Origin of the sequence: Thiohalobacter sp. COW1 (assembly GCF_016629505.1) — a bacterium.
Taxonomy (GTDB): domain Bacteria; phylum Pseudomonadota; class Gammaproteobacteria; order Thiohalobacterales; family Thiohalobacteraceae; genus Thiohalobacter; species Thiohalobacter thiocyanaticus_A.
Genome location: NZ_AP024239.1, coordinates 2,381,593 through 2,403,449, shown reverse-complemented (window position 1 = coordinate 2,403,449; position 21,857 = coordinate 2,381,593). Strand labels below are relative to the sequence as shown.

The 21,857-nt window shown below is 63.9% G+C and carries 21 protein-coding genes; 19 read left to right on the top strand and 2 right to left on the bottom strand.

The features are described from left to right. Positions 1–258 precede the first annotated feature (258 nt). Both COW1_RS11280 and purE read right to left on the bottom strand, forming a co-directional pair. Positions 259–1,389 carry a 5-(carboxyamino)imidazole ribonucleotide synthase gene (locus tag COW1_RS11280; protein ID WP_201344253.1) on the bottom strand — a complete coding sequence of 377 codons (1,131 nt, stop codon included), beginning with the start codon at positions 1,387–1,389 and terminating at the stop codon, positions 259–261. After that, on the bottom strand, positions 1,386–1,886 hold the full coding sequence (gene purE / locus COW1_RS11275; protein WP_201344252.1) for a 5-(carboxyamino)imidazole ribonucleotide mutase: 501 nt from the start codon (positions 1,884–1,886) through the stop codon (positions 1,386–1,388). The genes COW1_RS11280 and purE overlap by 4 nt, the downstream gene beginning before the upstream one ends. 322 nt (positions 1,887–2,208) lie before the next feature. Here purE and COW1_RS11270 point away from each other — a divergent pair, with 322 nt between their 5' ends. From COW1_RS11270 to COW1_RS11180, 19 genes are all read left to right on the top strand, one after another. Then, positions 2,209–3,096 carry a phosphoribosylaminoimidazolesuccinocarboxamide synthase gene (locus COW1_RS11270; RefSeq protein WP_201344251.1) on the top strand — a complete coding sequence of 296 codons (888 nt, stop codon included), beginning with the start codon at positions 2,209–2,211 and terminating at the stop codon, positions 3,094–3,096. A gap of 238 nt (positions 3,097–3,334) precedes the next feature. Beyond that, positions 3,335–3,730 carry a hypothetical protein gene (locus COW1_RS11265; protein ID WP_096364408.1) on the top strand — a complete coding sequence of 132 codons (396 nt, stop codon included), beginning with the start codon at positions 3,335–3,337 and terminating at the stop codon, positions 3,728–3,730. A 49-nt stretch (positions 3,731–3,779) separates the two neighbouring features. Further along, positions 3,780–5,030 (top strand): TolC family protein, encoded by a 1,251-nt coding sequence (locus COW1_RS11260; RefSeq protein WP_201344250.1) that lies wholly within the window; start codon positions 3,780–3,782, stop codon positions 5,028–5,030. Beyond that, complete coding sequence (locus COW1_RS11255; RefSeq protein ID WP_201344249.1) at positions 5,027–6,307, top strand: efflux RND transporter periplasmic adaptor subunit; 1,281 nt, start codon at positions 5,027–5,029, stop codon at positions 6,305–6,307. The genes COW1_RS11260 and COW1_RS11255 overlap by 4 nt, the downstream gene beginning before the upstream one ends. 152 nt (positions 6,308–6,459) lie before the next feature. Continuing rightward, entirely contained in the window at positions 6,460–9,603 is a 3,144-nt protein-coding gene (locus COW1_RS11250; RefSeq protein WP_201344248.1) for an efflux RND transporter permease subunit, read from the top strand. Positions 9,604–9,760: 157 nt separating this feature from the next. After that, positions 9,761–10,171 carry a hypothetical protein gene (locus COW1_RS11245; protein WP_096364416.1) on the top strand — a complete coding sequence of 137 codons (411 nt, stop codon included), beginning with the start codon at positions 9,761–9,763 and terminating at the stop codon, positions 10,169–10,171. 70 nt (positions 10,172–10,241) lie between these two features. Then, positions 10,242–10,652 (top strand): P-II family nitrogen regulator, encoded by a 411-nt coding sequence (locus COW1_RS11240; RefSeq protein ID WP_096364418.1) that lies wholly within the window; start codon positions 10,242–10,244, stop codon positions 10,650–10,652. Positions 10,653–10,686: 34 nt separating this feature from the next. After that, entirely contained in the window at positions 10,687–11,163 is a 477-nt protein-coding gene (locus COW1_RS11235) for a hypothetical protein (protein ID WP_201344247.1), read from the top strand. 15 nt (positions 11,164–11,178) lie between these two features. Continuing rightward, positions 11,179–11,691 carry a YHS domain-containing protein gene (locus COW1_RS11230; protein ID WP_201344246.1) on the top strand — a complete coding sequence of 171 codons (513 nt, stop codon included), beginning with the start codon at positions 11,179–11,181 and terminating at the stop codon, positions 11,689–11,691. Positions 11,692–11,743: 52 nt separating this feature from the next. Continuing rightward, positions 11,744–11,983 carry a thioredoxin family protein gene (locus COW1_RS11225; protein ID WP_201344245.1) on the top strand — a complete coding sequence of 80 codons (240 nt, stop codon included), beginning with the start codon at positions 11,744–11,746 and terminating at the stop codon, positions 11,981–11,983. A gap of 24 nt (positions 11,984–12,007) precedes the next feature. Next, positions 12,008–14,059: a heavy metal translocating P-type ATPase gene (locus COW1_RS11220; RefSeq protein ID WP_242466425.1), complete on the top strand. Its 2,052-nt coding sequence runs from the start codon at positions 12,008–12,010 to the stop codon at positions 14,057–14,059. Then, complete coding sequence (locus COW1_RS11215) at positions 14,056–15,012, top strand: DMT family transporter (RefSeq protein ID WP_096364426.1); 957 nt, start codon at positions 14,056–14,058, stop codon at positions 15,010–15,012. The genes COW1_RS11220 and COW1_RS11215 overlap by 4 nt, the downstream gene beginning before the upstream one ends. A gap of 143 nt (positions 15,013–15,155) precedes the next feature. Further along, positions 15,156–15,668 (top strand): hypothetical protein, encoded by a 513-nt coding sequence (locus COW1_RS11210; protein ID WP_096364428.1) that lies wholly within the window; start codon positions 15,156–15,158, stop codon positions 15,666–15,668. A 104-nt stretch (positions 15,669–15,772) separates the two neighbouring features. Further along, a complete protein-coding gene (locus COW1_RS11205; protein ID WP_201344243.1) occupies positions 15,773–16,807 on the top strand; it encodes an IS481 family transposase in 1,035 nt (344 codons plus the stop codon). Positions 16,808–16,954: 147 nt separating this feature from the next. Next, positions 16,955–17,185, top strand: a complete 231-nt coding sequence (locus COW1_RS11200; RefSeq protein ID WP_096364430.1) for an SHOCT domain-containing protein — start codon at positions 16,955–16,957, stop codon at positions 17,183–17,185. Positions 17,186–17,237: 52 nt separating this feature from the next. Beyond that, positions 17,238–17,942, top strand: coding sequence for a DsbA family protein (locus tag COW1_RS11195; RefSeq protein WP_096364432.1), 705 nt, complete (start codon positions 17,238–17,240; stop codon positions 17,940–17,942). A 13-nt stretch (positions 17,943–17,955) separates the two neighbouring features. Continuing rightward, positions 17,956–18,900 carry a cation diffusion facilitator family transporter gene (locus COW1_RS11190; protein ID WP_096364434.1) on the top strand — a complete coding sequence of 315 codons (945 nt, stop codon included), beginning with the start codon at positions 17,956–17,958 and terminating at the stop codon, positions 18,898–18,900. Positions 18,901–19,080: 180 nt separating this feature from the next. Then, positions 19,081–20,925, top strand: coding sequence for a copper resistance system multicopper oxidase (locus COW1_RS11185; RefSeq protein ID WP_197702982.1), 1,845 nt, complete (start codon positions 19,081–19,083; stop codon positions 20,923–20,925). A 13-nt stretch (positions 20,926–20,938) separates the two neighbouring features. Then, a complete protein-coding gene (locus tag COW1_RS11180) occupies positions 20,939–21,838 on the top strand; it encodes a copper resistance protein B (protein WP_201344242.1) in 900 nt (299 codons plus the stop codon). Positions 21,839–21,857 lie beyond the last annotated feature (19 nt).

Here is a 21,857-nt window from a genome sequence, read left to right as displayed (position 1 = left end):
AAAGTAACTATTCAAACGATAGGTGTAGACTATTATTGAGTGAGGAGTGAGGAGTGAGGAGTGAGGAGTGAGGAGTGAGGAGTGAGGAGTGAGGAGTGAGGGGCTTCGCTGCGTCAGCCCATCCTGCGCTATCCGGGTAGGATGGGTGGAGGCGCCTGCGCCGCAACCCATCATAATTGCCGGTATCGATGGGTTGCGCTGCGCTCCACCCATCCTGCGATACTTAACGCTTAACGCTTAACGCTTAACGCTTAACGCTTAACGCTTAACGCTTAACGCTTCACGGATCCGTTCGACCTGGGCCAAGGCGTTGTCCAGCTCCGGCGCCAGGCAGTTGAAATGGCCCATCTTGCGCCCCGGGCGGGCCACGCGCTTGCCGTAGAGGTGCAGCTTTGCGGCGGGGTAGGCGAACAGCTTCTCCCAGGGCGGTTCGGGCTGCCACAGATCGCCCAGCAGATTGACCATCACGACCGGTGAGAGCAGCAGGGTGTCGCCGGGCGGCAGACCGCACAGGCAGCGCACCTGCTGTTCGAACTGGGAGGTGATGGTTGCATCCAGAGTGTAATGGCCGCTGTTGTGCGGGCGCGGGGCCAACTCGTTGATCAGCAGCTCACCCTGACGGGTATGAAAGAATTCCACCGCCATGACGCCGACATAATCCATGGACTCGGCCAGGGTGCGGGCCATGTCCACGGCCTGGTCGGTGACCGCCGCCGGCATCCGCGCCGGCACGATGGTGGTGTCCAGGATGCCGTCGACATGATGGTTCTCGCCCACCGGATAGACCGCGGTCTCGCCTTTCAGACTGCGGGCCAGGATGACCGAAAGCTCGCGCTCGAGTTCCACCCGGGCCTCCAGTACACAGGGCTGGCCGCCCAGTTCGGCAAAGGCGGCGCGGGCCTGCTCCAGGCTGTCGACGGGCGCCTGGCCCTTGCCGTCATAGCCCAGCGAGGCGGTCTTGAGCAGCAGCGGCGGGTCGAGTCGGGCGAAGGCCTCGTCCAGGTCCTCGGGCTCCTCGATCACGGCGAAGGGCGCGGTGGCCAGCCCCTGTTCCTGGATGTAGCGCTTTTCACGGATGCGGTCCTGGGCGATGGCGACGGCCGCGGGTCCGGGACGGACCGGGCACAGCCGGGCCAGATAATCCAGGCTGGCGGCCGGCACGTTCTCGAATTCGGTGGTTACCGCCGAGCAGGTATCGCCCAGCACCTGCAGCGCGGCATGGTCCTGGTAGTCGGCGCGCAGATGCTGCTCGGCGATGAGGCCGGCGGGACTGTGCGGATCGGGGTCGAGCACGATCACCCGGTAGCCCATGGCATGCGCGGCCATGACGAACATGCGGCCGAGTTGGCCGCCGCCGAGAACTCCGAGGGTGGCGCCGGGCAGGATCACGACTGCGGCGGGAGCTGCATGGCGTCGACCATGGCCTTGAGCTCCTCGCGATAGGCGTCGAGGCGTGCGGCCAGATCGGTATTGCCGATGGAGAGCAGACTGAGGGCGTACAGGCCGGCATTGGCCGCCCCGGCCTCGCCGATGGCGAAGGTGGCGACCGGGATACCCTTGGGCATCTGCACGATGGACAGCAGCGAGTCCATACCCTTGAGATAGCGCGAGGGTACCGGTACGCCCAGCACCGGAACGGTGGTCTTGGCGGCCAGCATGCCCGGCAGATGGGCCGCGCCGCCGGCGCCGGCGATGATGCAGGCCAGGCCGCGGTCGCGCGCCGTGGCGGCATAGTCGAACAGCCGGTCCGGGGTGCGATGGGCCGAGACGACCTTCGCCTCGTAGGGGATACCGAAGCGCTCCAGCATTTCGGCGGCCTTCTGCATCACCGGCCAGTCACTGTCGGAGCCCATCACCAGGCCCACGCGGGGGCTGTCGTCATTCATCGTAGTGACCTGTTTCCGTTGGGAAACAAGTAATTCTAGCACTGCGGGCGGGGTTGGGGAACCTCTGGCGGCGGCAGGCGCGCGGCGGCTTGAAAACCTGAACCGCAAAGGCGCAGAAGCCATAAGCGTGCGTGTACACCTGCTATATCTTTGCCGTCATTCCGACGAAGGCCGGAATGACGTAACACATACAAGTTCCGATTAGCATTATATGACTTCGCGCGTCTTCTGCGCCTTCGCGGTTTTAAGCCTTTGGGACCTCCTTTGTGGTGAATTGCCCTGTCAGGCTACAATCCCGCCTTTGCCTGACCGGAGCGCCCCCATGCGCGAGACCCTGTTCAAGTCCGATCTCAAGAGCCTGCCGCTGGTCGCGCGCGGCAAGGTGCGCGACATCTATGCCGTGGGCGAGGACCGGCTGCTGATCGTGACCACCGACCGCCTGTCGGCCTTCGACGTGGTGCTGCCCGAGCCCATCCCCGGCAAGGGGGCGGTGCTGACCGCGGTGTCCAACTTCTGGTTCGAGCACATGGCGGACATGGTGCCCAATCACCTGTGCGACACGCCCCTGGAGCAGGTGCTGCCGGATGCGGCCGAGCGGGAACAGGTCGAGGGCCGCGCCGTTGTGGTGCGCAAGCTCAAGGCGCTGCCGGTGGAGGCCATTGTGCGCGGCTATCTCATCGGTTCGGGCTGGAAGGACTACCAGCAGACCGGTGCGGTGTGCGGTATCGACCTGCCCGCCGGGCTGCAGCAGGCCGACAAGCTGCCCACGCCCATCTTCACCCCTTCCACCAAGGCGGAGGTGGGCGATCATGACGAGAACATCGACTTCGACCGCGCCGAGGCCCTGCTGGGCAAGGGACTGGCCGCCATGGTGCGCGATGTCAGCCTGGGCATCTACAGCGAGGCCGCCGCCTATGCCCGCGAGCGCGGCATCATCATCGCCGACACCAAATTCGAATTCGGTCTGGACGAGACCGGCCAGCTGTTCCTGATCGACGAGGTGCTCACCCCGGATTCCTCGCGCTTCTGGCCGGCGGATGAATATCAGGTCGGCACCAGCCCGCCCAGCTTCGACAAGCAGTATGTGCGCGACTACCTGGAGACCCTGGACTGGGACAAGACCGCGCCGGGGCCGCACCTGCCGCCGGAGGTGGTGGCGAAGACGGCTGAGAAGTACCGCGAGGCCCAGCGCCGGCTGACGGGCGATTGATATCAAGAGCGCCACGGAATAGACGGAAAACACGGAATAGTGAATGTAGGTTGGGTTAGGCGCATTGCGCCGTAACCCAACATGCAGCGTCCGTGTCGGCTTCGCTGTACTAACCTGGCCCGCAGGACTGAACTGCCCCAACCTGCTGATTGATTTTCAAATGTATTTTTTCCGTGTTTTCCGTGGCGCCCTTTATCACCGGCTTGCCCTTTTGTGTCAGCGGGTTATATTTGGTGTCATGCACAGGCAGCGGCATTCATCCATTCTGAGCCTGGTCGGCATACTGCTGGCCGGCTGGCTGTCGCTGGCCTGCGGTCACTGCTGGGCCGCGGCCGGCGCGGCGCCGCCGCCGGCCGATCACTGCCAGCACATGCAGCCCGAGCCGCAGTCGCCGGAGTGCTGCGAGCACGAGCACCAGGGTGGCCTGTGCCCGGTGGCCGAGGTCGGCAGCGGCCCGATCACCGAGCCGGCCGCGCTGATCCCGGCCGGGTTTCCCGATCAGCCGGCCCTGCAACCGGGGGGCGGCGCTGCCTGGCAGGCCTGGCGCGGGCCGCCGCCAACCATCGCCGCAGTGCGTACCTGTCCGCCTGCTTCAGCGTCCCTGTATCTGCGGGACTGCGCCTTTCTGGAATAGCTATCCTCCTCGTATCCGCTACTGATCCGGTTCATTCGAGGAGCTTCCCATGCGCGCACTACCCTGGATCCTGGCCGGGATCCTCATCCATCCGACTGGCCTTGTCGCGGCACACCTGTCTCTGGCAGAGGCCGAGGCGCTGGCGCTGATCCATGACCGCCGCGCCGCGGCGTTCGAGGCCGGGGCCCGGGCCCGGCACGAGCAGGCCGTGGCCGCGGCCCAGCTGCCCGACCCCACCCTGAAGCTGGGCGTGGGCAACCTGCCGGTGGAGTCCTTCGACCGTTCCGACACCCCCATGAGTCAGCTGCAGGTCGGTATCCAGCAGCGGTTTCCGCCGGGACGCACCCTGGCCCTGGCCGGACAGCGTCAGGAGCGCCTGGCCGCCGGTATGAGTGCCCGGGCCGAGGCCCGGCGGCGCGAGGTGCTGCGCGAACTGCGGCAGACCTTCCTGGAAGTCTATTACCAGTCGCGGGCGGCCCGCATCCTGGACGAAACCTATCGTTTGTTCGAGGACCTGGTCGACATCACCCGGGCCTACTACGGCGCCGGGCGCAAGAACCAGCAGGATGTGCTGCGTGCCGGGGTGGAGTTGTCCCTGCTGGATGACCGCCGCGAGCGGGTGCGCACCCGGCTGGAAACGGCCCGGGCCGAGCTGGCCCGGCTGGTCGGCCCGGAGGCCGCGCAGCGGCCCCTGGCCGAGGACTTCCCCGAGCAGCCGGCCCTGTCCGTGCCGTCCGTCATGCATCAGGCCCTGGACCGCCATCCGCAGCTGCAGCAGGTGAACCGGGAGATCGAGGCCGGCCGGCTGGAGGTGGACGCGGCCCGCGAGCGTTACAAGCCGGGCTGGAGCCTGGATGTCACCTACGGTGAGCGCAATGGCCGCGAGGCCGACGGCAGCGGCCGCAGCGACCTGCTCTCGGCCATGGTGATGGTGGATCTGCCGCTGTTCACCGACAAGCGCCAGGATCGGGCGTTGGCAGCGCGCCAGTATGAAGTCACCGCGGTCGAGCTCGAACGCGATGAACTGCGGCGTGAACTGCGCCAGCAGCTTGAGACCGCCCTGGCCGAGCGCGAACGGTTGCAGGCACGGCTGGCGCGCTACCGCGAGCGGCTGCTGCCCGAGGCCGGCCAGCACGCCGAGGCCTCGCTCAAGGCCTATCAGAGCGGGGTGTCGGATTTCACCGCCTTGATGCGGGCCCGGCTGATCCAGCTGGACGCGCGGCTGACCGCACTGCGGCTGCGGACCGACCTGGCCCAGACCGCGGCCCGGCTGCGCTACCTGGTGGGAGAGGAATCATGACCCGGAAGATGCTGACAATAATCTGGATCTCCTTGGCGCTCGGTCTCGGCGGCTGCAGTCAGGATCGCCAGCGCGGGACGGATGCAGCGGAGACTGCCGATGGCTCCGATGCCACTGCTCCGGCAGGGGCGGCAGGCGAGCGCGAGATCCTGTACTGGGTCGCGCCCATGGATCCCGGCTACCGCCGCGATAAGCCGGGCAAGTCGCCCATGGGCATGGACCTGGTACCCGTCTATGCCGATGAGGCCGGCGCCGGCGACCGGCTCGAAATCGATCCCGTGATGGTGCAGAACCTGGGGGTGCGTACCGCCGAGGTCCAGCGCGAGCGTCTGTGGCGGCGCATCGATACGGTCGGCTATGTCGACTACAACGAAAACTACATCAGCCACATCCATCTGCGCACCGATGGCTGGATCGACCGGCTGTACGTCAAGTCGGACGGCGAACGCGTGCAGAAGGGGGATGTGCTGTTCGAGGTCTATTCGCGCGAACTGGTCAACGCCCAGGAGGAATACCTGCAGGCGCTGAATACGGGCAATGCGGGCCTCAAGCTGGCCTCGCACGAACGGCTGCAGGCGCTGGGCATGAGCCCGGCCCAGATCGATCGGCTGGGCCGTACCCGCAAGGTCGAGCAGCGCGTGGCCTACCATGCCCGTCAGGACGGCATCGTTGCCGCGCTCAACATCCGCGAAGGCATGTATGTGCAGCCGAAAACCGAGGTGATGACACTGGCGGATCTGTCAAGCGTCTGGTTGATGGCGGACGTGTTCGAGCGCCAGGCCGACTGGGTCGAGGTCGGCCAGCCGGCCGAGGTGCGCCTGCCCTATCTGCCGGGCGAGGTATGGGAGGGCGAGGTCGAGTTCGTCTATCCGACCCTGGATGCGAGGACCCATACCCTGAAGGTGAGGCTGCGCTTCGATAATCTGCAGGAGCGGCTCAAGCCGGATATGTACGCGGATGTGCGCATCTTCGCCGGCGCCAGCGAGCCGGGGCTGGTCATCCCGCTCGAGGCGCTGATCCGCACCGGCGAGAACGAGCGTGTCATCCTGGCCCTGGGCGAAGGCCGCTTCAGCGCCCGGGAAGTCGTCTCCGGCATCGAATCCGGCGACTGGGTGGAGATCCGGCGCGGGCTGGCGGAGGGTGACCGTGTGGTCACCTCCGGCCAGTTCCTGATCGATTCCGAGGCCAGCATCAGGGGCGCGCTGAACCGGCTGGATGCGAGTGGAGTTTCGGAGCATAGGGATCAGCCGCGAATGAACGCGAATGAACGCGAATAGAACAATGGTTGGAGTGCAACGTTGTTTTGCCCCGTCATTCCGGCGCAGGCCGGAATCCATGGCCCGCCGTGGTCTCTGGATCCCGGCCTGCGCCGGGATGACGGTTGATTTTGTTCGTGGTGGGCATTGATTCAGGTAACGAGTACAGATAAATGATCGAAGCCATCATCCGCTGGTCAATCCACAACCGCTTCCTGGTCCTGCTGCTGACCGTCATCCTGGCGGTGTGGGGCGGTTACTCGCTGAAGACCACGCCGCTGGATGCGATCCCGGACCTGTCCGATGTGCAGGTCATCATCAAGACCAGCTATCCGGGGCAGGCGCCGCAGGTGGTGGAGGACCAGGTGACCTATCCGCTGACCACCACCATGCTGTCGGTGCCGGGCGCGGTGACGGTGCGGGGCTACTCATTCTTCGGCGATTCCTATGTCTATGTCCTGTTCGACGAGGGCACCGATCTGTACTGGGCCCGCTCGCGGGTGCTGGAATATCTCTCCCAGGCGCAGGACCGGCTGCCGCCCGGGGTCACGCCGGCACTGGGGCCGGATGCCACCGGCGTGGGCTGGATCTTCCAGTACGCCCTGGTCGACCGTACGGGCAGGCACGATCTGGCGCAGCTGCGCAGCCTGCAGGACTGGTTTCTCAAGTTCGAACTGCAGACCGTGGAAGGCGTGTCCGAGGTCGCCACCGTGGGCGGCATGGTCAGACAGTATCAGGTGGTGGTGCATCCCAACCGGCTGCGCGCCTACGGCATCCCGCTGGCGCAGATCAAGCAGGCCATTCAGCGCGGCAACCAGGAGGTCGGCGGCTCGGTCATCGAGATGGCCGAGGCCGAATACATGGTCCGCGCCAACGGCTACATCCAGAGCATCGACGATCTCGAGGGCATCCCGGTGGGGGTGAATGCCAACGGCACCCCGGTGCTGCTGGGCGATATCGCCGACATCCGGCTGGGGCCGCAGATGCGCCGCGGCATCGCCGAGCTCGACGGCGAGGGCGAGGTGGTCGGCGGTGTCGTCATCATGCGCTGGGGCGGCAACGCCCAGGCCACCATCGAGGCGGTCAAGGCCAGGCTCGACCAGCTCCGGCCCAGCCTGCCCGAGGGGGTGGAGATCGTCACCACCTATGATCGCTCCGGTCTGATCGAGCGTGCCGTGGCGACACTCAAGCACAAGCTGGTACAGGAATTCCTGATCGTGGCCCTGGTCTGTGCCCTGTTCCTGTTCCATCTGCGTTCCTCGCTGGTGATACTGATCAGCCTGCCGCTGGGGGTGCTGGCCGCCTTCATCGTGATGAAGCACCAGGGCATCAATGCCAACATCATGTCGCTGGGCGGAATCGCCATTGCCATCGGCGCCATGGTGGATGCGGCGATCGTGATGATCGAGAATCTGCACAAGCATCTGGAACAGGCAAAGGACGTGGCCGTTGATCGCTGGGAGACGGTGGCAAAGGCCGCCGGCGAGGTCGGTCCGCCCCTGTTCTTCTCGCTGCTCATCATCACCCTGAGCTTCCTGCCGGTGTTCACGCTGCAGGCACAGGAAGGGCGGTTGTTCGCGCCGCTGGCCTTCACCAAGACCTATGCCATGGCGGCCGCGGCCGGTCTGGCGATCACCCTGGTGCCGGTGCTGATGGGCTACTTCATCCGCGGCCGTATCCTGCCTGAGCAGCGCAACCCGGTGAACCGGGCGCTGGTGGCGGCCTACCGCCCGGTGATCAATGGCGTGCTGCGGTTTCCCCGTACCGTCCTGGCCGTCACCCTGCTGGTGGCCGTCTCCATGGCCTGGCCGCTGGCCGGCTGGTGGCCGCTGGACAAGCGTCTGGGTTCGGAATTCATGCCGCCTCTGGACGAGGGTGATCTGCTCTACATGCCGACCACCTTTCCGGCATTGTCCATCGGCAAGGCGCGCGAACTGCTGCAGCAGACCGACAAGCTGATCGCTTCGGTGCCCGAGGTGGAACGGGTGTTCGGCAAGATCGGACGCGCCGAGACCGCGACCGACCCGGCGCCGCTGACCATGATCGAGACCACCATCCTGCTCAAGCCGCGCGAACAGTGGCGCGCGGGCATGACCCTGGAGGGGCTCAAGCAGGAACTGAACCGGGTCGTGAAGATCCCCAGCCTGGCCAACAGCTGGACATTCCCCATCAAGACCCGCATCGACATGCTCGCCACCGGCATCAAGACGCCGGTGGGTGTAAAGGTCGCCGGGCCGGACCTGGACGTGATCCAGGAGGTCGGTGCCGAGATCGAGGCGGTGCTCAAGCAGGTCCCGGGCACGGCCAGCGCCTTCTCCGAGCGGGTGGCGGGCGGCCGTTATGTCACCATCGACATCGACCGCAGTGCGGCCTCGCGCTTCGGGCTGAATATCGCCGACGTGCAGGACATCGTGCGCACCGCCGTCGGCGGCATCAATCTCACCCAGAGCATCGAGGGGCTGGAGCGTTACCCGGTCAATCTGCGCTACCCGCGCGAACTGCGCGATTCCCTGGGCCGACTGCGCAACCTGCCCATCGTCGCAGCCAACGGCAAGCAACTGGCGCTGGGCGATGTGGCCAGCATCAGGGTCGAGGAGGGGCCGGGTATGATCAAGAGCGAGAACGCCCGCCCCAACGGCTGGATCTTCGTCGATATCGAGGGCCGTGATCTGGGCGGCTACGTCGAGGCCGCGCAGGCCGCGGTACGCGAACAGGTCTCCCTGCCGCCGGGCTATTCGGTCAGCTGGTCGGGCCAGTACGAATACATGCAGCGGGCGCAGCAGCGCCTGGCCCTGGTGCTGCCGGTGACGGCCGGGATCATCGTGCTGCTGCTTTACCTCAATTTCCGCCGCCTGACCGAGGTTGCCATCATCCTCGCCACCCTGCCGCTGGCGCTGGTCGGTGGGGTCTGGCTGTTGTACGGGCTCGGCTACGACCTCAGCGTGGCCGTCGGCGTGGGCTTCATTGCCCTGGCCGGCGTGGCGGTCGAGATCGGGGTGGTGATGCTGGTCTATCTCAACCTGGCCTGGAGGCGGCGACGTGAACAGGCGCGCCGGGAGGGACGCTCTCCCAACCGCGAGGATCTGCATGCGGCGGTACTGGAAGGCGGCCTGATGCGGGTGCGGCCCATCCTGATGACCGTGGCGACCATCATCTTCGGCCTGCTGCCGGTGATGCTGGGCGGCGGCACCGGCGCCGAGGTGATGCAGCGCATCGCCGCGCCCATGGTCGGCGGCATGGTCAGCGCCACCGTGCTGACGCTGCTGGTGATACCGGCGGTGTTCCTGCTCTGGCGCGGGCGCGGGCTCGAGCGCTGATGCAGAGGCTGGTGATACCACCCGTTCTGGTCTGGCTGATGCGGCAGTTCGTCGCCTGTCATCGATTGGCCTGACTTGATGCATGTCATGGTATGACAGCTATAATTGTGGAATGGTGTAAAAGCAATACTTGAACACACCGGGACGGGTAACCCTCATGCCGGGCAAGCATCACAAAACCACAGCCTTTCTGGTGTATCTGCTGGTACTGGTTATCGCCCTGGTGCCCGCCCGCCTTGCCGTTGCCATTCCTGCCGCATTCGATCAGGGGCAGTCGCCGGACAGCGCCTTGACCGCAGCGCACTGCCAGCAAATGGCAATGCAGCGTGCCGGGAATGAACCTGAGGGACAGGAGCTTGCCGATCCTGATCGAGGGATGGACTGCTGTAAAATGGTTTGCGACTGCCCTTCCTGCGATCAATGCCTGCATGCCTCCGGCAGTATCCTGACATTGCCGGGCGGAGTCGGTAATGCCAATCCTGACTTCCACCCCCTGATGTGCGCGCATACGGAGTCGGCGCTGCGCGGCATCGAACTCTCTCCACCCTATATCCCTCCGCAAATCTGATCCCGCACCGGGAGCCACGGTCTACCTGACCGCGTTTGCACGTGCCCGCCCGGCGGGGCGGCGGCGAGACATGGCTATACATTCGGGCGCCGGCCGATTCCGGGCCCTTGCCATGAGAGGATTCTGTCCTAGCCTTCATCTTCCCGGAGACATCCATGAAAGATCGCAAAGTGACGGCAATCGTTCGCAGCCGCTGTCTGGATGCGTGGAGACGGCGGTGATTGGTCAGGGGGCGCGCGGCATGAGCGTGACACCGATGCAGGGGTTCGGAGAGCACAAAGATTTCTTTCATGAAGATCCGCTGACCCGGCCCGTAAGAGTGGAGAGATTTACCGCGGATCATCGCAGCACCGCCCTGGTCGATGCCATCGTGCAAACCGCCCGTACAGGCGAAGCGAGCGATGGACCGGTCGCCGTCCTGCCGGTCACCGGGGTGTTCAGAATTCAGTCGAAGAAACCGGCTGGAGCAGCGGAACTCTGATCGTGTCAAGTTGTGTTCCACAGGAGGGACTCAAATGAAAGGCATTTCCCTGAAACGTATTCTGCCGCTGGCGTTGTTGCTGGCGACCATGGCGCATGCCGAGACGGATCATGCACCCATGCCACCTGTCTTTAACCTGGAAACCAGCCCGGAACAGATACTGGAACGGTATCCGTTGGGGCAGATAGACAGGCAGGCAGCCTTTTCCCATCACGGCAAGGCCCACCGGACCGTGTCTCTGGTCAACGGTCTCACGGGATGGGTGTATGAGATACATAGAGGCGGGAAGCCGGAGACCTTCAGGCGGCCGGGCGGTGGGGAGATGACGATGCTGGACACGTATGACCACCCTGCGTCCAGGAGCTATACGTTGATGTTTGACGGGGCCGGGCATGTGGTGGATGTCCTCTATCGGGATCTCCAGCACGGAGGTGCGAACAGCGCCTTGCTCGTGCAGCGGGAGGCGCAGGGTGATTCTCCCAGCGATGCCGAGTTTCCCCCGAAAAAATAGCGTAGGAGCCACGGTATGCAGCATGTGGAGGATCAGATACGGGATGTTGTATGCGGCATGTGGGTGAGTCCTGTCTCTTACCCTCTGGAATTCCGCGGTATGCATTTCGCGTTCTGCTCCGAGGAATGCCGGGAGCGTTTCCAGGACAACCCTGGCCTGTTCATTGGTAATCCCGGTGAACCGGCGGCAAAGCACTCGGATGAGGCCTGGCGAAAATCACGCCGGATCCATCTGGGCAAGCCGCTCGATCAACACCAGGCCGAACAGGTCATAAACCGGCTGAACGGGCTGATGAGCGTTACAGCCAGGCGACCGAAGACGGATGTGCTGGAGGTCGATTACGACCTGATGCAGATCACGGCCCGTCAGATAGAAGGGGCATTGGAAGCGGCGGGTGTAGACCTTGGCGGAGGCTGGGGCGAGCGCCTGAAGCGCTCCTTCGTGCATCTGCTTGAGGAGACTGAATCCGCATCGCGGGAGGTCGAACCCATGGGCGGTTCAGCACATTCCGGTCATCGCCATCACTGAAACGGTGCTCGTGTCCGAACATTCATTCATTCAGTGAACATGGAGATCAAGCATGAACGTCAAGATCATGGCAACCAGGGAATGCATCCATCGCCCCAATCTGGAACGGGAGTTGAATGAGCTCGGCGTGCCTTATGAACTGCTGTTCGTGGAGGAGAACCCGGAGGCGGTGGCGCGTTATGTGGTACGGCATTCGCCCACCCTTATTGTCGATGACAGGGTTGTGTTCCACGGGCAGCCGAGCGAGCACGAACTGCGCGCCTTCTTCGAGAATGCCGACGCCAAGGGCTGATGTCTGATGCCGGATAACGCTTCCATGTCATCACATGAGCATGCCGGCCATACGGCGACCGGGCAGGGGCAACTTGACCACCACGCCGGCGATCAGGGGCACGGGCATGCCGGCCATGGCCACCATGCCGGGATGATTGCCGATTTCCGGCGGCGGTTCTGGATATCGCTGGCCCTCACCGTCCCGATTCTGGTCCTGTCGCCGATGATCCAGGCGTTTCTCGGCCTGGAGCAGGCACTGGCGTTCCCCGGCGATGCCTATGCCCTGCTGACGCTCTCGACGGTGGTGTATTTCTACGGCGGCTGGCCCTTCATCGGCGGGCTGCTGTCCGAACTCAGGCAGCGACAGCCAGGCATGATGACCCTGATCGCCCTGGCGATTTCGGTGGCCTATTTCTATTCCGCAGCCGTGGTTCTGGGCCTGGCGGGCAAGGTGTTCTTCTGGGAACTGGCCACCCTGATCGACGTCATGCTGCTGGGGCACTGGATCGAGATGAAATCGGTGATGGGGGCCTCCGGGGCGCTCGAGGCACTGGTCAAGCTGATGCCGACCACGGCCCACCGCCTGAACGAGAATGGCGACAGCGAGGACGTGCCGGTCACGGAACTCAAGCCCGGCGACCGGGTCCTGGTGAAACCGGGGGAGAAGGTGCCGACCGACGGGGTGATCGTCAGCGGCCGGACCAGCCTCAATGAATCCATGCTCACCGGCGAGTCCCGACCGGTGGAGAAGGGCGAGGGCGAGGAGGCCATCGGCGGGGCGATCAACGGCGAGGGCGCCATCACCCTGGAGATCCGCAAGACCGGCGACGAGACCTACCTCTCCCAGGTCATCGAGATGGTGCGGGAGGCGCAGGAAACCCGCTCGCGCACCCAGGACCTGGCCAACCGCGCGGCCCAGTGGCTGACCTACATCGCCCTGTCCGTCGGCGGCCTGACCCTGCTGGCCTGGCTGGGGCTGGGCCGGGAGTTCAACTTCGCGCTGGAGCGGATGGTCACCGTCATGGTGATCACCTGCCCGCACGCCCTGGGCCTGGCGGTGCCGCTGGTGGTGGCGGTGAGCACCAGTCTGGCGGCGGGCAGCGGCCTGCTGATCCGGGATCGCGCCGCCTTCGAGCGCGCCCGTAATCTCCAGGCCGTCGTCTTCGACAAGACCGGCACCCTCACCGAAGGCCGCTTCGGCGTCAGCGATGTGGTGGCGTTGGAGGGCCGCAGCGAAGAGCAGGTGCTGCAACTGGCAGCCGCGCTGGAGAGCCAGTCCTCGCACCCCATCGCCGCCGGGATTGTGCGTTCGGCGCAGGAACGCGGCATCACGCCCGGCCAGGTGTCCGACTTCGAGAACCTGCCGGGGCAGGGCGCCCGGGCCAGGGTGGACGGCACCTTGGTCCATGTCGTCAGCCCCGGTTACCTGCGCAGCGAAAAGATCGAACTGGACGACAATCGCCCGGGGCAGCTGATGGCGCAGGGCAAGACGGTGGTCTATGTGCTGGAGGACAACCGGCCCGTCGGCGCCGTGGCCCTGTCCGACATCGTGCGTGAGGAATCCCGCGCTGCCATCGACCGGCTCAAGGCGATGGGGATCCAGTGCATGATGCTCACCGGCGATGCCGAGGCGGTGGCCCGCGCCGTGGCCGGCGAACTCGGGCTGGATGACTACTTCGCCGAGGTGCTGCCGGAGCAGAAGGCGGAAAAGATCCGTGAGGTGAAGCAGCGGGGTCTGAGCGTGGCCATGGTCGGCGATGGGGTGAACGATGCCCCCGCCCTGGTGGAATCCGACCTCGGTGTGGCCATCGGTGCCGGCACGGACGTGGCGATCGAGTCGGCGGATATCGTGCTGGTCAAATCCGACCCGCGCAACGTGGCCGACATCATGGCCCTGTCCCGAGCCACCTACAGCAAGATGATCCAGAACCTGTGGTGGGCAACGGGCTACAACGCCTTTGCCATCCCGCTGGCCGCCGGTGTGGCCTACACCGCCGGGGTGGTGCTCTCGCCCGCCCTGGGCGCGGCGCTGATGTCGCTCAGCACGGTGATCGTGGCGATCAATGCGAAACTGCTGGGGCGGTATGCGCAATGAACAGAGATATCACGCAAAGCCGCTCGGCACTGTCGCCGGGCACCGTGGCGCTGCTGGTGTTGCTGGCCTTTCTCTGGGCGCTGTGTTTTCCCCTGATCAATATCGGACTGGCCGCATCACCGCCGCTGATGTTTGCCGGACTCAGGGCGCTGCTGGCCGGTGTTGTGCTGTTGGGAGTCGGATTGCTGCTCGGTCGGCCGGTTCCTCGCGGCCTGCGGGTGTGGGCGATGCTGGCCATGGTCGGACTGAGTGCGACCAGCCTGGGGTTCTTCGGCATGTTCATCGGCGGCGGCTGGGTGGCGCCTGGCCTGGCGACCGTCATCGAAAACACCCAGCCTCTGCTGACCGCCGTCCTGGCCTGGCTGCTGCTGGGCGAGGCATTGGGCCCGCGGCGCAGACTCGGGCTCGGTCTGGGCTTTGCGGGCATCCTGGTGATAAGCCTCCCGCGTTTGCTGGATCTCGAGGGTACCGGTTCGCCCATCGGCATAGGGTATCTGCTGGCCGGGGCGGCGGGGGTGGCGCTCGCCAACGTCGTCCTGAAATGTCTGGTCGGCCGCGCCGATCCCCTGATGGTCGTGGGATCGCAGCTTCTGATCGGCAGTACGCCCCTGCTGGCGGCCGGCTATCTTGGCGAGGGCGGGATCTCCGCCATCAACTGGAGCCGGGACTTTCTGTTCGCATGGCTCACACTCAGTCTGGTGGGCACAGCACTGGCCTCCCTGTTGTGGTTCGTGCTGCTGCGCCGGGCAGCACTCGGCCGTCTGACCACATTCAGCTTCCTGACCCCCATCTTCGGTCTGATCATGGGGCTGACACTGTTTGGTGAAAGGATCGGGGGATACGAGTCGATGGGGATATTCGTGGCACTGCTGGGGGTCTGGTTCGTGACCCGTGGCGATGTGCGCACGGAGACCCAGCAGGCTGCTTGCCGGCTGGCGCGCGAGCATGAATGACTGTGTTGGATATCGATGCGTCGAGGCAATGGATGCATGAGCGGATTTCAAATCCGGTTTCACTATTGAGCTTATCGGGAGATAAGCCGGCTCCCGGAAATGCTCAGCAAGTACCCTGTTCCGGCAATGAAAGGAGGAATGTCATGAAGTCCATGATTAGCGCAATGTTGATTACTCTGAGTGTTTCCGCGCCTGCAGCGATTGCTGCTGATAATGGCGGCATGATGAACATGCAGAAGCGGATGCAGGACATGGATCACACCATGGAACAGGCCCGCAACGCCAAGAACGAAAGTCATCGCCATGACATGATGGAAAAGCACATGAAGCAGATGCGCGAAACCATGAAGGAAATGCATCAGATGTCCGGTGGCCGCGGCAGCATGATGGAGAACATGGGCGGCGGCATGGGCATGATGGGCGGCTCGAAACAGGGCGGCGGCATGATGGATGGCTCAGGAAAGAGCGGTGGAATGATGGGTGGCCAGAAGGGCATGCATGATGACGGAATGAAAGGAAAGTCGGACTCACGCATGTCGGACGGCATGATGAGCGAGAAGGTTCAGCACATGGATCGTCGCATGGACATGATGCAGATGATGATGGACCAGATGATGGAGCATCAGCAGGAGCACGAAAGGATGCACAACCGTTAGTTGAAGTAGTTTCGACTTGATCTGACACCTGACTTGAAAAAGTGAGGGTTACCGGTTCTGATGGAAGTGCGAACTCACCATCGGAACCAAAAGAGGTAACCCTCATGCTCAATACTAACGAGAGAATCATCAAACACAAGCTGGGCCTGCTGAATCTGGCCGAGGAGCTGGGCAACGTCTCCCGCGCCTGCAAGGTCATGGGCCTGTCCCGCGACACCTTCTACCGCTACAAGGCCGCCGTCGAGGACGGCGGGGTCGAGGGCCTGTTCGACCAGTCCCGCCGTAAGCCCAACATCAAGAACCGCACCGACGAGGCCACAGAGGCCGCCGTGGTGGAGTATGCCCTGGAGGCCCCGGCCCATGGCCAGGTCCGTGCCAGTAACGAGTTGAGAAAGCGTGGGATTTTTGTCTCCCCCAGCGGCGTGCGCTGTGTGTGGCTGCGCCACGAGCTGGCCTGCTTCCGCGACCGGCTCAAGGCGTTGGAGGCCAAGGTGGCGCAGGAGGGCATCGTGCTGACCGAGGCTCAGGTCGCCGCCCTGGAGAAGAAGAAAGAGGACGACGTGGCCTGCGGCGAGATCGAGACCGCCCATCCGGGCTACCTCGGCTCCCAGGACACCTTCTACGTCGGCACGCTCAAGGGCGTGGGCCGGGTCTACCAACAGACCTTTGTCGACACCTACGCCAAGGTGGCCTTCGCCAAGCTCTACACGACCAAGACGCCGATCACCTCGGCGGATCTGCTCAACGACCGGGTGCTGCCGTTCTATGAAGAGCATGGCTTGCCGCTGCTGCGCATCCTGACCGACCGAGGGACGGAATACTGCGGCAAGGCCGATCGCCATGACTACCAGCTCTACCTGGCGGTCAACGACATCGAGCACACCCGCACCCGGGCCCGTTCCCCGCAGACCAACGGGATCTGCGAGCGCTTCCACAAGACCATTCTCCAGGAGTTCTACCAGGTCACGTTCCGCAAGCACATCTACACGAACCTGGAATCCCTACAGGCGGATCTGGACACCTGGCTGGCGTACTACAATAATGAGCGCACCCATCAGGGCAAGATGTGCTGCGGACGCACGCCCATGGCGACATGGGAGGATGGCAAACAAATCTGGAAGGAAAAGTTCATCGCCTGAACTTGACCTGACAGCCACGGCTTCCTCGGAGCCGGTAACTGTCAGATCAGATCGCGACTACTACACGTTAGTGGATCCGGGGAGGGCGGTTTTGCGCTCTCCCCGCCGCTAGTACCAATATGATTGATTACTACATGAGGAAGAATCATGCATTCTGATGACTGGGGCTGGGGCTTCTTCGGACACGGCTTCGGCCTGATATTCTGGATTGTGGCGATCGTGCTCGTCGTCGGCCTGGTCGTGGGGCTGAGCGGCAGGGGCGGAGGGGACGGGGGGCGCAGCACACCCAGTGCCCGCGAGATCCTGAAGGAGCGCTATGCCAGAGGCGAAATCGATAAAGAAGAATATGAACGCAAAATGAAGGATCTGGATCGTTGAGGGGCGGTGCCGCTCCAGCACGGTCCGGGCGGAAATTTACCCGGGAATACAAATGAAAGAGCCTCGAGTCAAAATCGATTATTTTTCGGATCTGTTGTGTGTATGGGCCTACGGCGCGCAGATCAAGCTGGATGAGCTGCGGCGCGCGTTCGGTGACAAAGTCCTTGTTCGGCACCATTACATCCCACTGTTCGGGGACACGGCGAGCCGCATAGGCGAGGGCTGGCGGGACCGCGGCGGGTTCGAAGGCTTCGGCAGGCATGTGCGTGAGACTGCCGGCACATGGGATCATGTCGAGATCAACCCTGAGATCTGGCAGCGCAACGTGCCGGCCTCATCCGTACCGGCCCATGTCTTTGTCAAGGCGGCCCAGCTGCTGGAATCCGACGGGGAACTGGATACTGCAGTGCCTGGAGATTCAGTGCGCTCAGGCGCCGAGGAGCTCGCCTGGCGGTTGCGGGAAAGGTTCTTCCGGGATGCCGGGAATATCGCTGATCGAGCCGTGCAGGACGATACCGCTGCGTCCCTGGGCCTGCCCATGGAGAAGCTGAGCGAGCGCATCGATTCCGGCCGGGCCCATGCCGCCGCCCACCTGGACCTGCAGGCAAAGGAGCTGCATCAGGTGCCGGGCAGCCCCTGCCTGGTGCTGAACGAGGGCCGGCAGCGGCTGTACGGCAATGTGGGTTACCGTGTGATCGAGGCCAATGTCATGCAGTTGCTCAGTGATCCGCTGTACGGTCAGGCCAGCTGGTGCTGAGGGTGCGGCAGCCATGAACGAGCATGCGCATGCAACGGGCCACGCCGGGCACATGCCGTCGAGCGGGCGCGGAATGGCGATATCGGCCTGGCTGACCGGGATCTATTTCATCATTGAGATGGGCATCGGTATCTGGACCGGTTCCATCGCCGTGATCTCGGATGCCTTTCACACCTTCTCCGCCGTGGGCGGGGTGCTCGTGGCCATCATCGCCGCGCGGCTGGCCCGCCGGCCCGCCGACGAGGATCGCAGTTTCGGCTGGTACCGGGCGGAGATCATCGGCGCCCTGGTCAATGGCGGCTTTCTGCTCGGCATGGCCCTGGTGGTCATCGTTATGGGCGCGATGCGCCTGGCCGACCCGATTGAACTGCCCACAGGCCCGATGCTGCTGGCCGCGGCCGGCGGCCTGGTGACCGAGTTCATCTCCCTCGGTCTTATCTGGAAGGAGAGTCGCAGCGACCTCAACGTCAAGGGTGCGCTGTGGCATATCATCCAGACCTTCGTCGGCAGCCTGCTCATCATCGTCACCGCAGTGGTGATCCGTTACACCGGGTTCCTGTTGATCGATCCCATCCTGGGCATGGCCTTCGGATTCGTGCTGCTGTGGGCGAGCTGGGGCATCCTGCGGGATGCCGCGCATCTGCTGATGGAGGGCACGCCGGCGGACGTGAGCCTGGCGGAGGTGGTCGAGGCCCTGGAGAAACAGGATGGCGTCGAGGATGCGCATCATGTTCATGCCTGGGCGCTGACCAGCGGACGCTATGTGTTTTCCGGGCATATCCGTGCCGCCGACGGGGCGGATCCCCAACAGGTGCTGTCCGCAGCCGTCGCCATGCTAAAGGAGCGGTTCCGCTTCTTCTTTGTCACCCTGCAGGTCGAAACCGAACGCCTGGATGAATCGGGTGCGGAGGCGATCGACGTGGCGCATGGGCGAGGGGGTGCCGGATCCAGATCATGAATCCCGTCCCGCTGTTGTTGCGCGTTACCCTTTGCCCTGCTATGCACATGGTTTCGTGCATTGGGTCGGAAATGATGTGCTAGGGTGTGAATCCGGGTTGCATAGGGCCAATCGTCCCGGGTAATCAATCCGGAACACAATCCGTGGTTGTAACTCCGGAATGTCTTTCAGCAGGTGAGTATGATGGAAAGCAAAACGAAGCCCCCCGGGCTTGGGGTTCTCTCCCGACGACAATTCATACAGGCGGCCTCGCTGGCTTCGCTGGGCCTGTACTTTCCAGGGGTGCTCACCGCTAAACCTTCGGGCGTGCCTGGTCATGCCGGAGAATTCGGCGAACTGAATGCCACCGACCCCGGCGGTATCGATCTCTATCTCGAATACCGTGACCTGCTCGTCGGCGGCAAGCCCGGGCGGGCCATTGCCATCAACGGCTCCATCCCCGGCCCTGTCATCCGCATGCAGGAAGGCAGGGAGGCGCTCATTCGCGTCCACAACCGCCTGAATGAATCGACCTCGATCCACTGGCACGGCATTCTGCTGCCGTTCAACATGGACGGGGTGCCGGGCATCAGTTTCCCCGGCATTCCTGCCAACGAGACGTTCACCTATCGCTACCCGGTCCGCCAGAACGGCACTTACTGGTATCACAGTCATACCGGTCTGCAGGAGCAGCTGGGGCATTACGGCCAGCTCATTGTCGAGCCGGCCGGGCCGGATCCGGTGGAATACGATATTGAGTATTCCATTGTTCTGTCCGACTGGACCTTCGAGGATCCGCATCGGGTGCTCTGGAAGCTCAAGACCATGGAGGGCTACTACAATTTCCAGCGGCCCACCCTGGCCAATATCGACGAACAGATGCGGGCGACCGGCATGTCCATGTCCGAGGTGCTGCAAAAGCGCCTGGCCTGGGACCGGATGCGCATGGACCCGACCGATATCGCGGATATCACGGGCGCGACCTATACCTACCTGATGAACGGCAAGGCGGCGCATGAGAATCCGACCTTTATCGCCAGGCCCGGCCAACGGGTGCGCCTGCGCATCGCCAATGCCTCCACCATGACCTTCTATGATGTCCGCATTCCGGGGCTGCCGATGACGGTGGTGCAGGCCGACGGTCAGAATGTCAAACCCGTTGAGACCGACGAACTGAGGATCGCGGTGGCGGAAACCTATGATGTGGTGGTGACACTGCCGGATGACCGGGCTTACACACTGTTTGCCGAGACCATGGACCGCAGCGGTTACGCCCGCGGTACGCTTGCTCCTCGTCAGGGCATGGCCGCCGCAGTGCCTGAACAGAGACGGCGACCGATGCTGACTATGGCGGATATGGGCATGATGCACGACGGCGGGCATGGGGGTGATCAGGCAATGCACGATGGGATGCATGCGGCCGGTGTGTCTGAGCCCATGTCACATCAGGACGATGGGGAATTGCCGGTCACCAACCTCCCGGACCGCATCAGGCACGGCCCGGATGAACATGGCCCGGCCAGTATCACCATGGCCGCTACCGCCTACCGTCGCCTCGACTACCCGGGGGCGGGATTGGGCGAAGACGGCTGGCGGGTCCTGACCTACAGCCAGCTGCGTGCCCTGGAGCGGCCGTACGGACGTCGTCCCCCGACGCGCGAGTTCGATCTGCACCTGACCGGCAACATGCACAAGTACATCTGGGGCTTCGACGGCAGGAAGTGGTCGGAATCGGACATGATCCGCTTCCAGTACGGCGAACGGCTCCGTATCAACATGATCAATGACACCATGATGAGTCACCCCATCCACCTGCATGGCATGTGGATGGACCTGTATGCAGGTGCCGACGATTACGGTGACAATCCACGCAAGCATACGGTGATCGTCCAGCCGGCCGAGTTGCTGACCGTGGACATTCTGGTCGACGCCCCAGGACAGTGGGCTTTCCACTGTCACCTGCTGTATCACATGGAGGCCGGCATGTTCCGCACTGTCGCAGTGGTCAGGTCGCTGGAAGGAGGGCCGATCGATGTCGGCGCCTGAAGTGAGCACTCCCGTGATTCCTGTCCCTCTCTTCCTGCTGGCGGCGACCGCACTCATGCCCTGCGGCGCCCTGGCTCAGGATCGCGGTGACATGCCGGAGACCTCGGACCGCCCCATGCACTATGAGTCGGCCCGGCAGCATGAGGGAGAGCCGCCGTCAGTGGAAAATCCGCCCGTACCCGAGGGCATGACGCTGGAGGAGGCGTTCAAGTACGCCGAGACCCCGCCACCGTCTGATTATCCCCGGACGGTCCCGGATGACCGTGTCTACGTCTTTACCTTCATCGAACAGCTTGAATACCGGCTGGAGGCGGATGACGCGTCCGATCACCTCGGTTGGGAGGCGCAGGGCTGGGTCGGTAAGGACTTCCACAAGTTCTGGTGGAAGCAGGAAGGCGAGGCGGTGTTCGAGGGCACGGACGAGGGGGAGTCGGAAACCGACCTGCTCTATTCGCGACTCATCACGCCCTTCTGGAATCTTCAGGCCGGCGTCCAGTACGCCAATGGCTGGGAGGGCGGCAGCTACGAGGACCGGTGGTCCGCCGTGGCCGGGGTCCAGGGGCTGGCGCCCTACAAGTTCGAACTCGACAATGCCCTGTACCTGTCGGAAGACGGGGATGTGACCGTCGAGTTTGAGGGTGAATACGACCTCCGGATCACCCAGCGGCTGGTATTGCAGCCGCGCGCCGAACTGGCCGTCGCAGCACAGGATATCTCTGAACGCAGTCTTGGTGCGGGCCTGACGGATGTCAGTCTGGATCTGCGGCTGCGCTATGAAATCAGGCGCGAATTCGCCCCTTATGTCGGCATCCGCTACCGGACGCTGACCGGCGAGACAGAAGATATTGCTGACGCGGCCGGGCAGGAATCCGACTTCCTCTACTTCATGGGTGGATTGCGCTTCGCTTTCTAGATCAATCTGTGCGGCGATG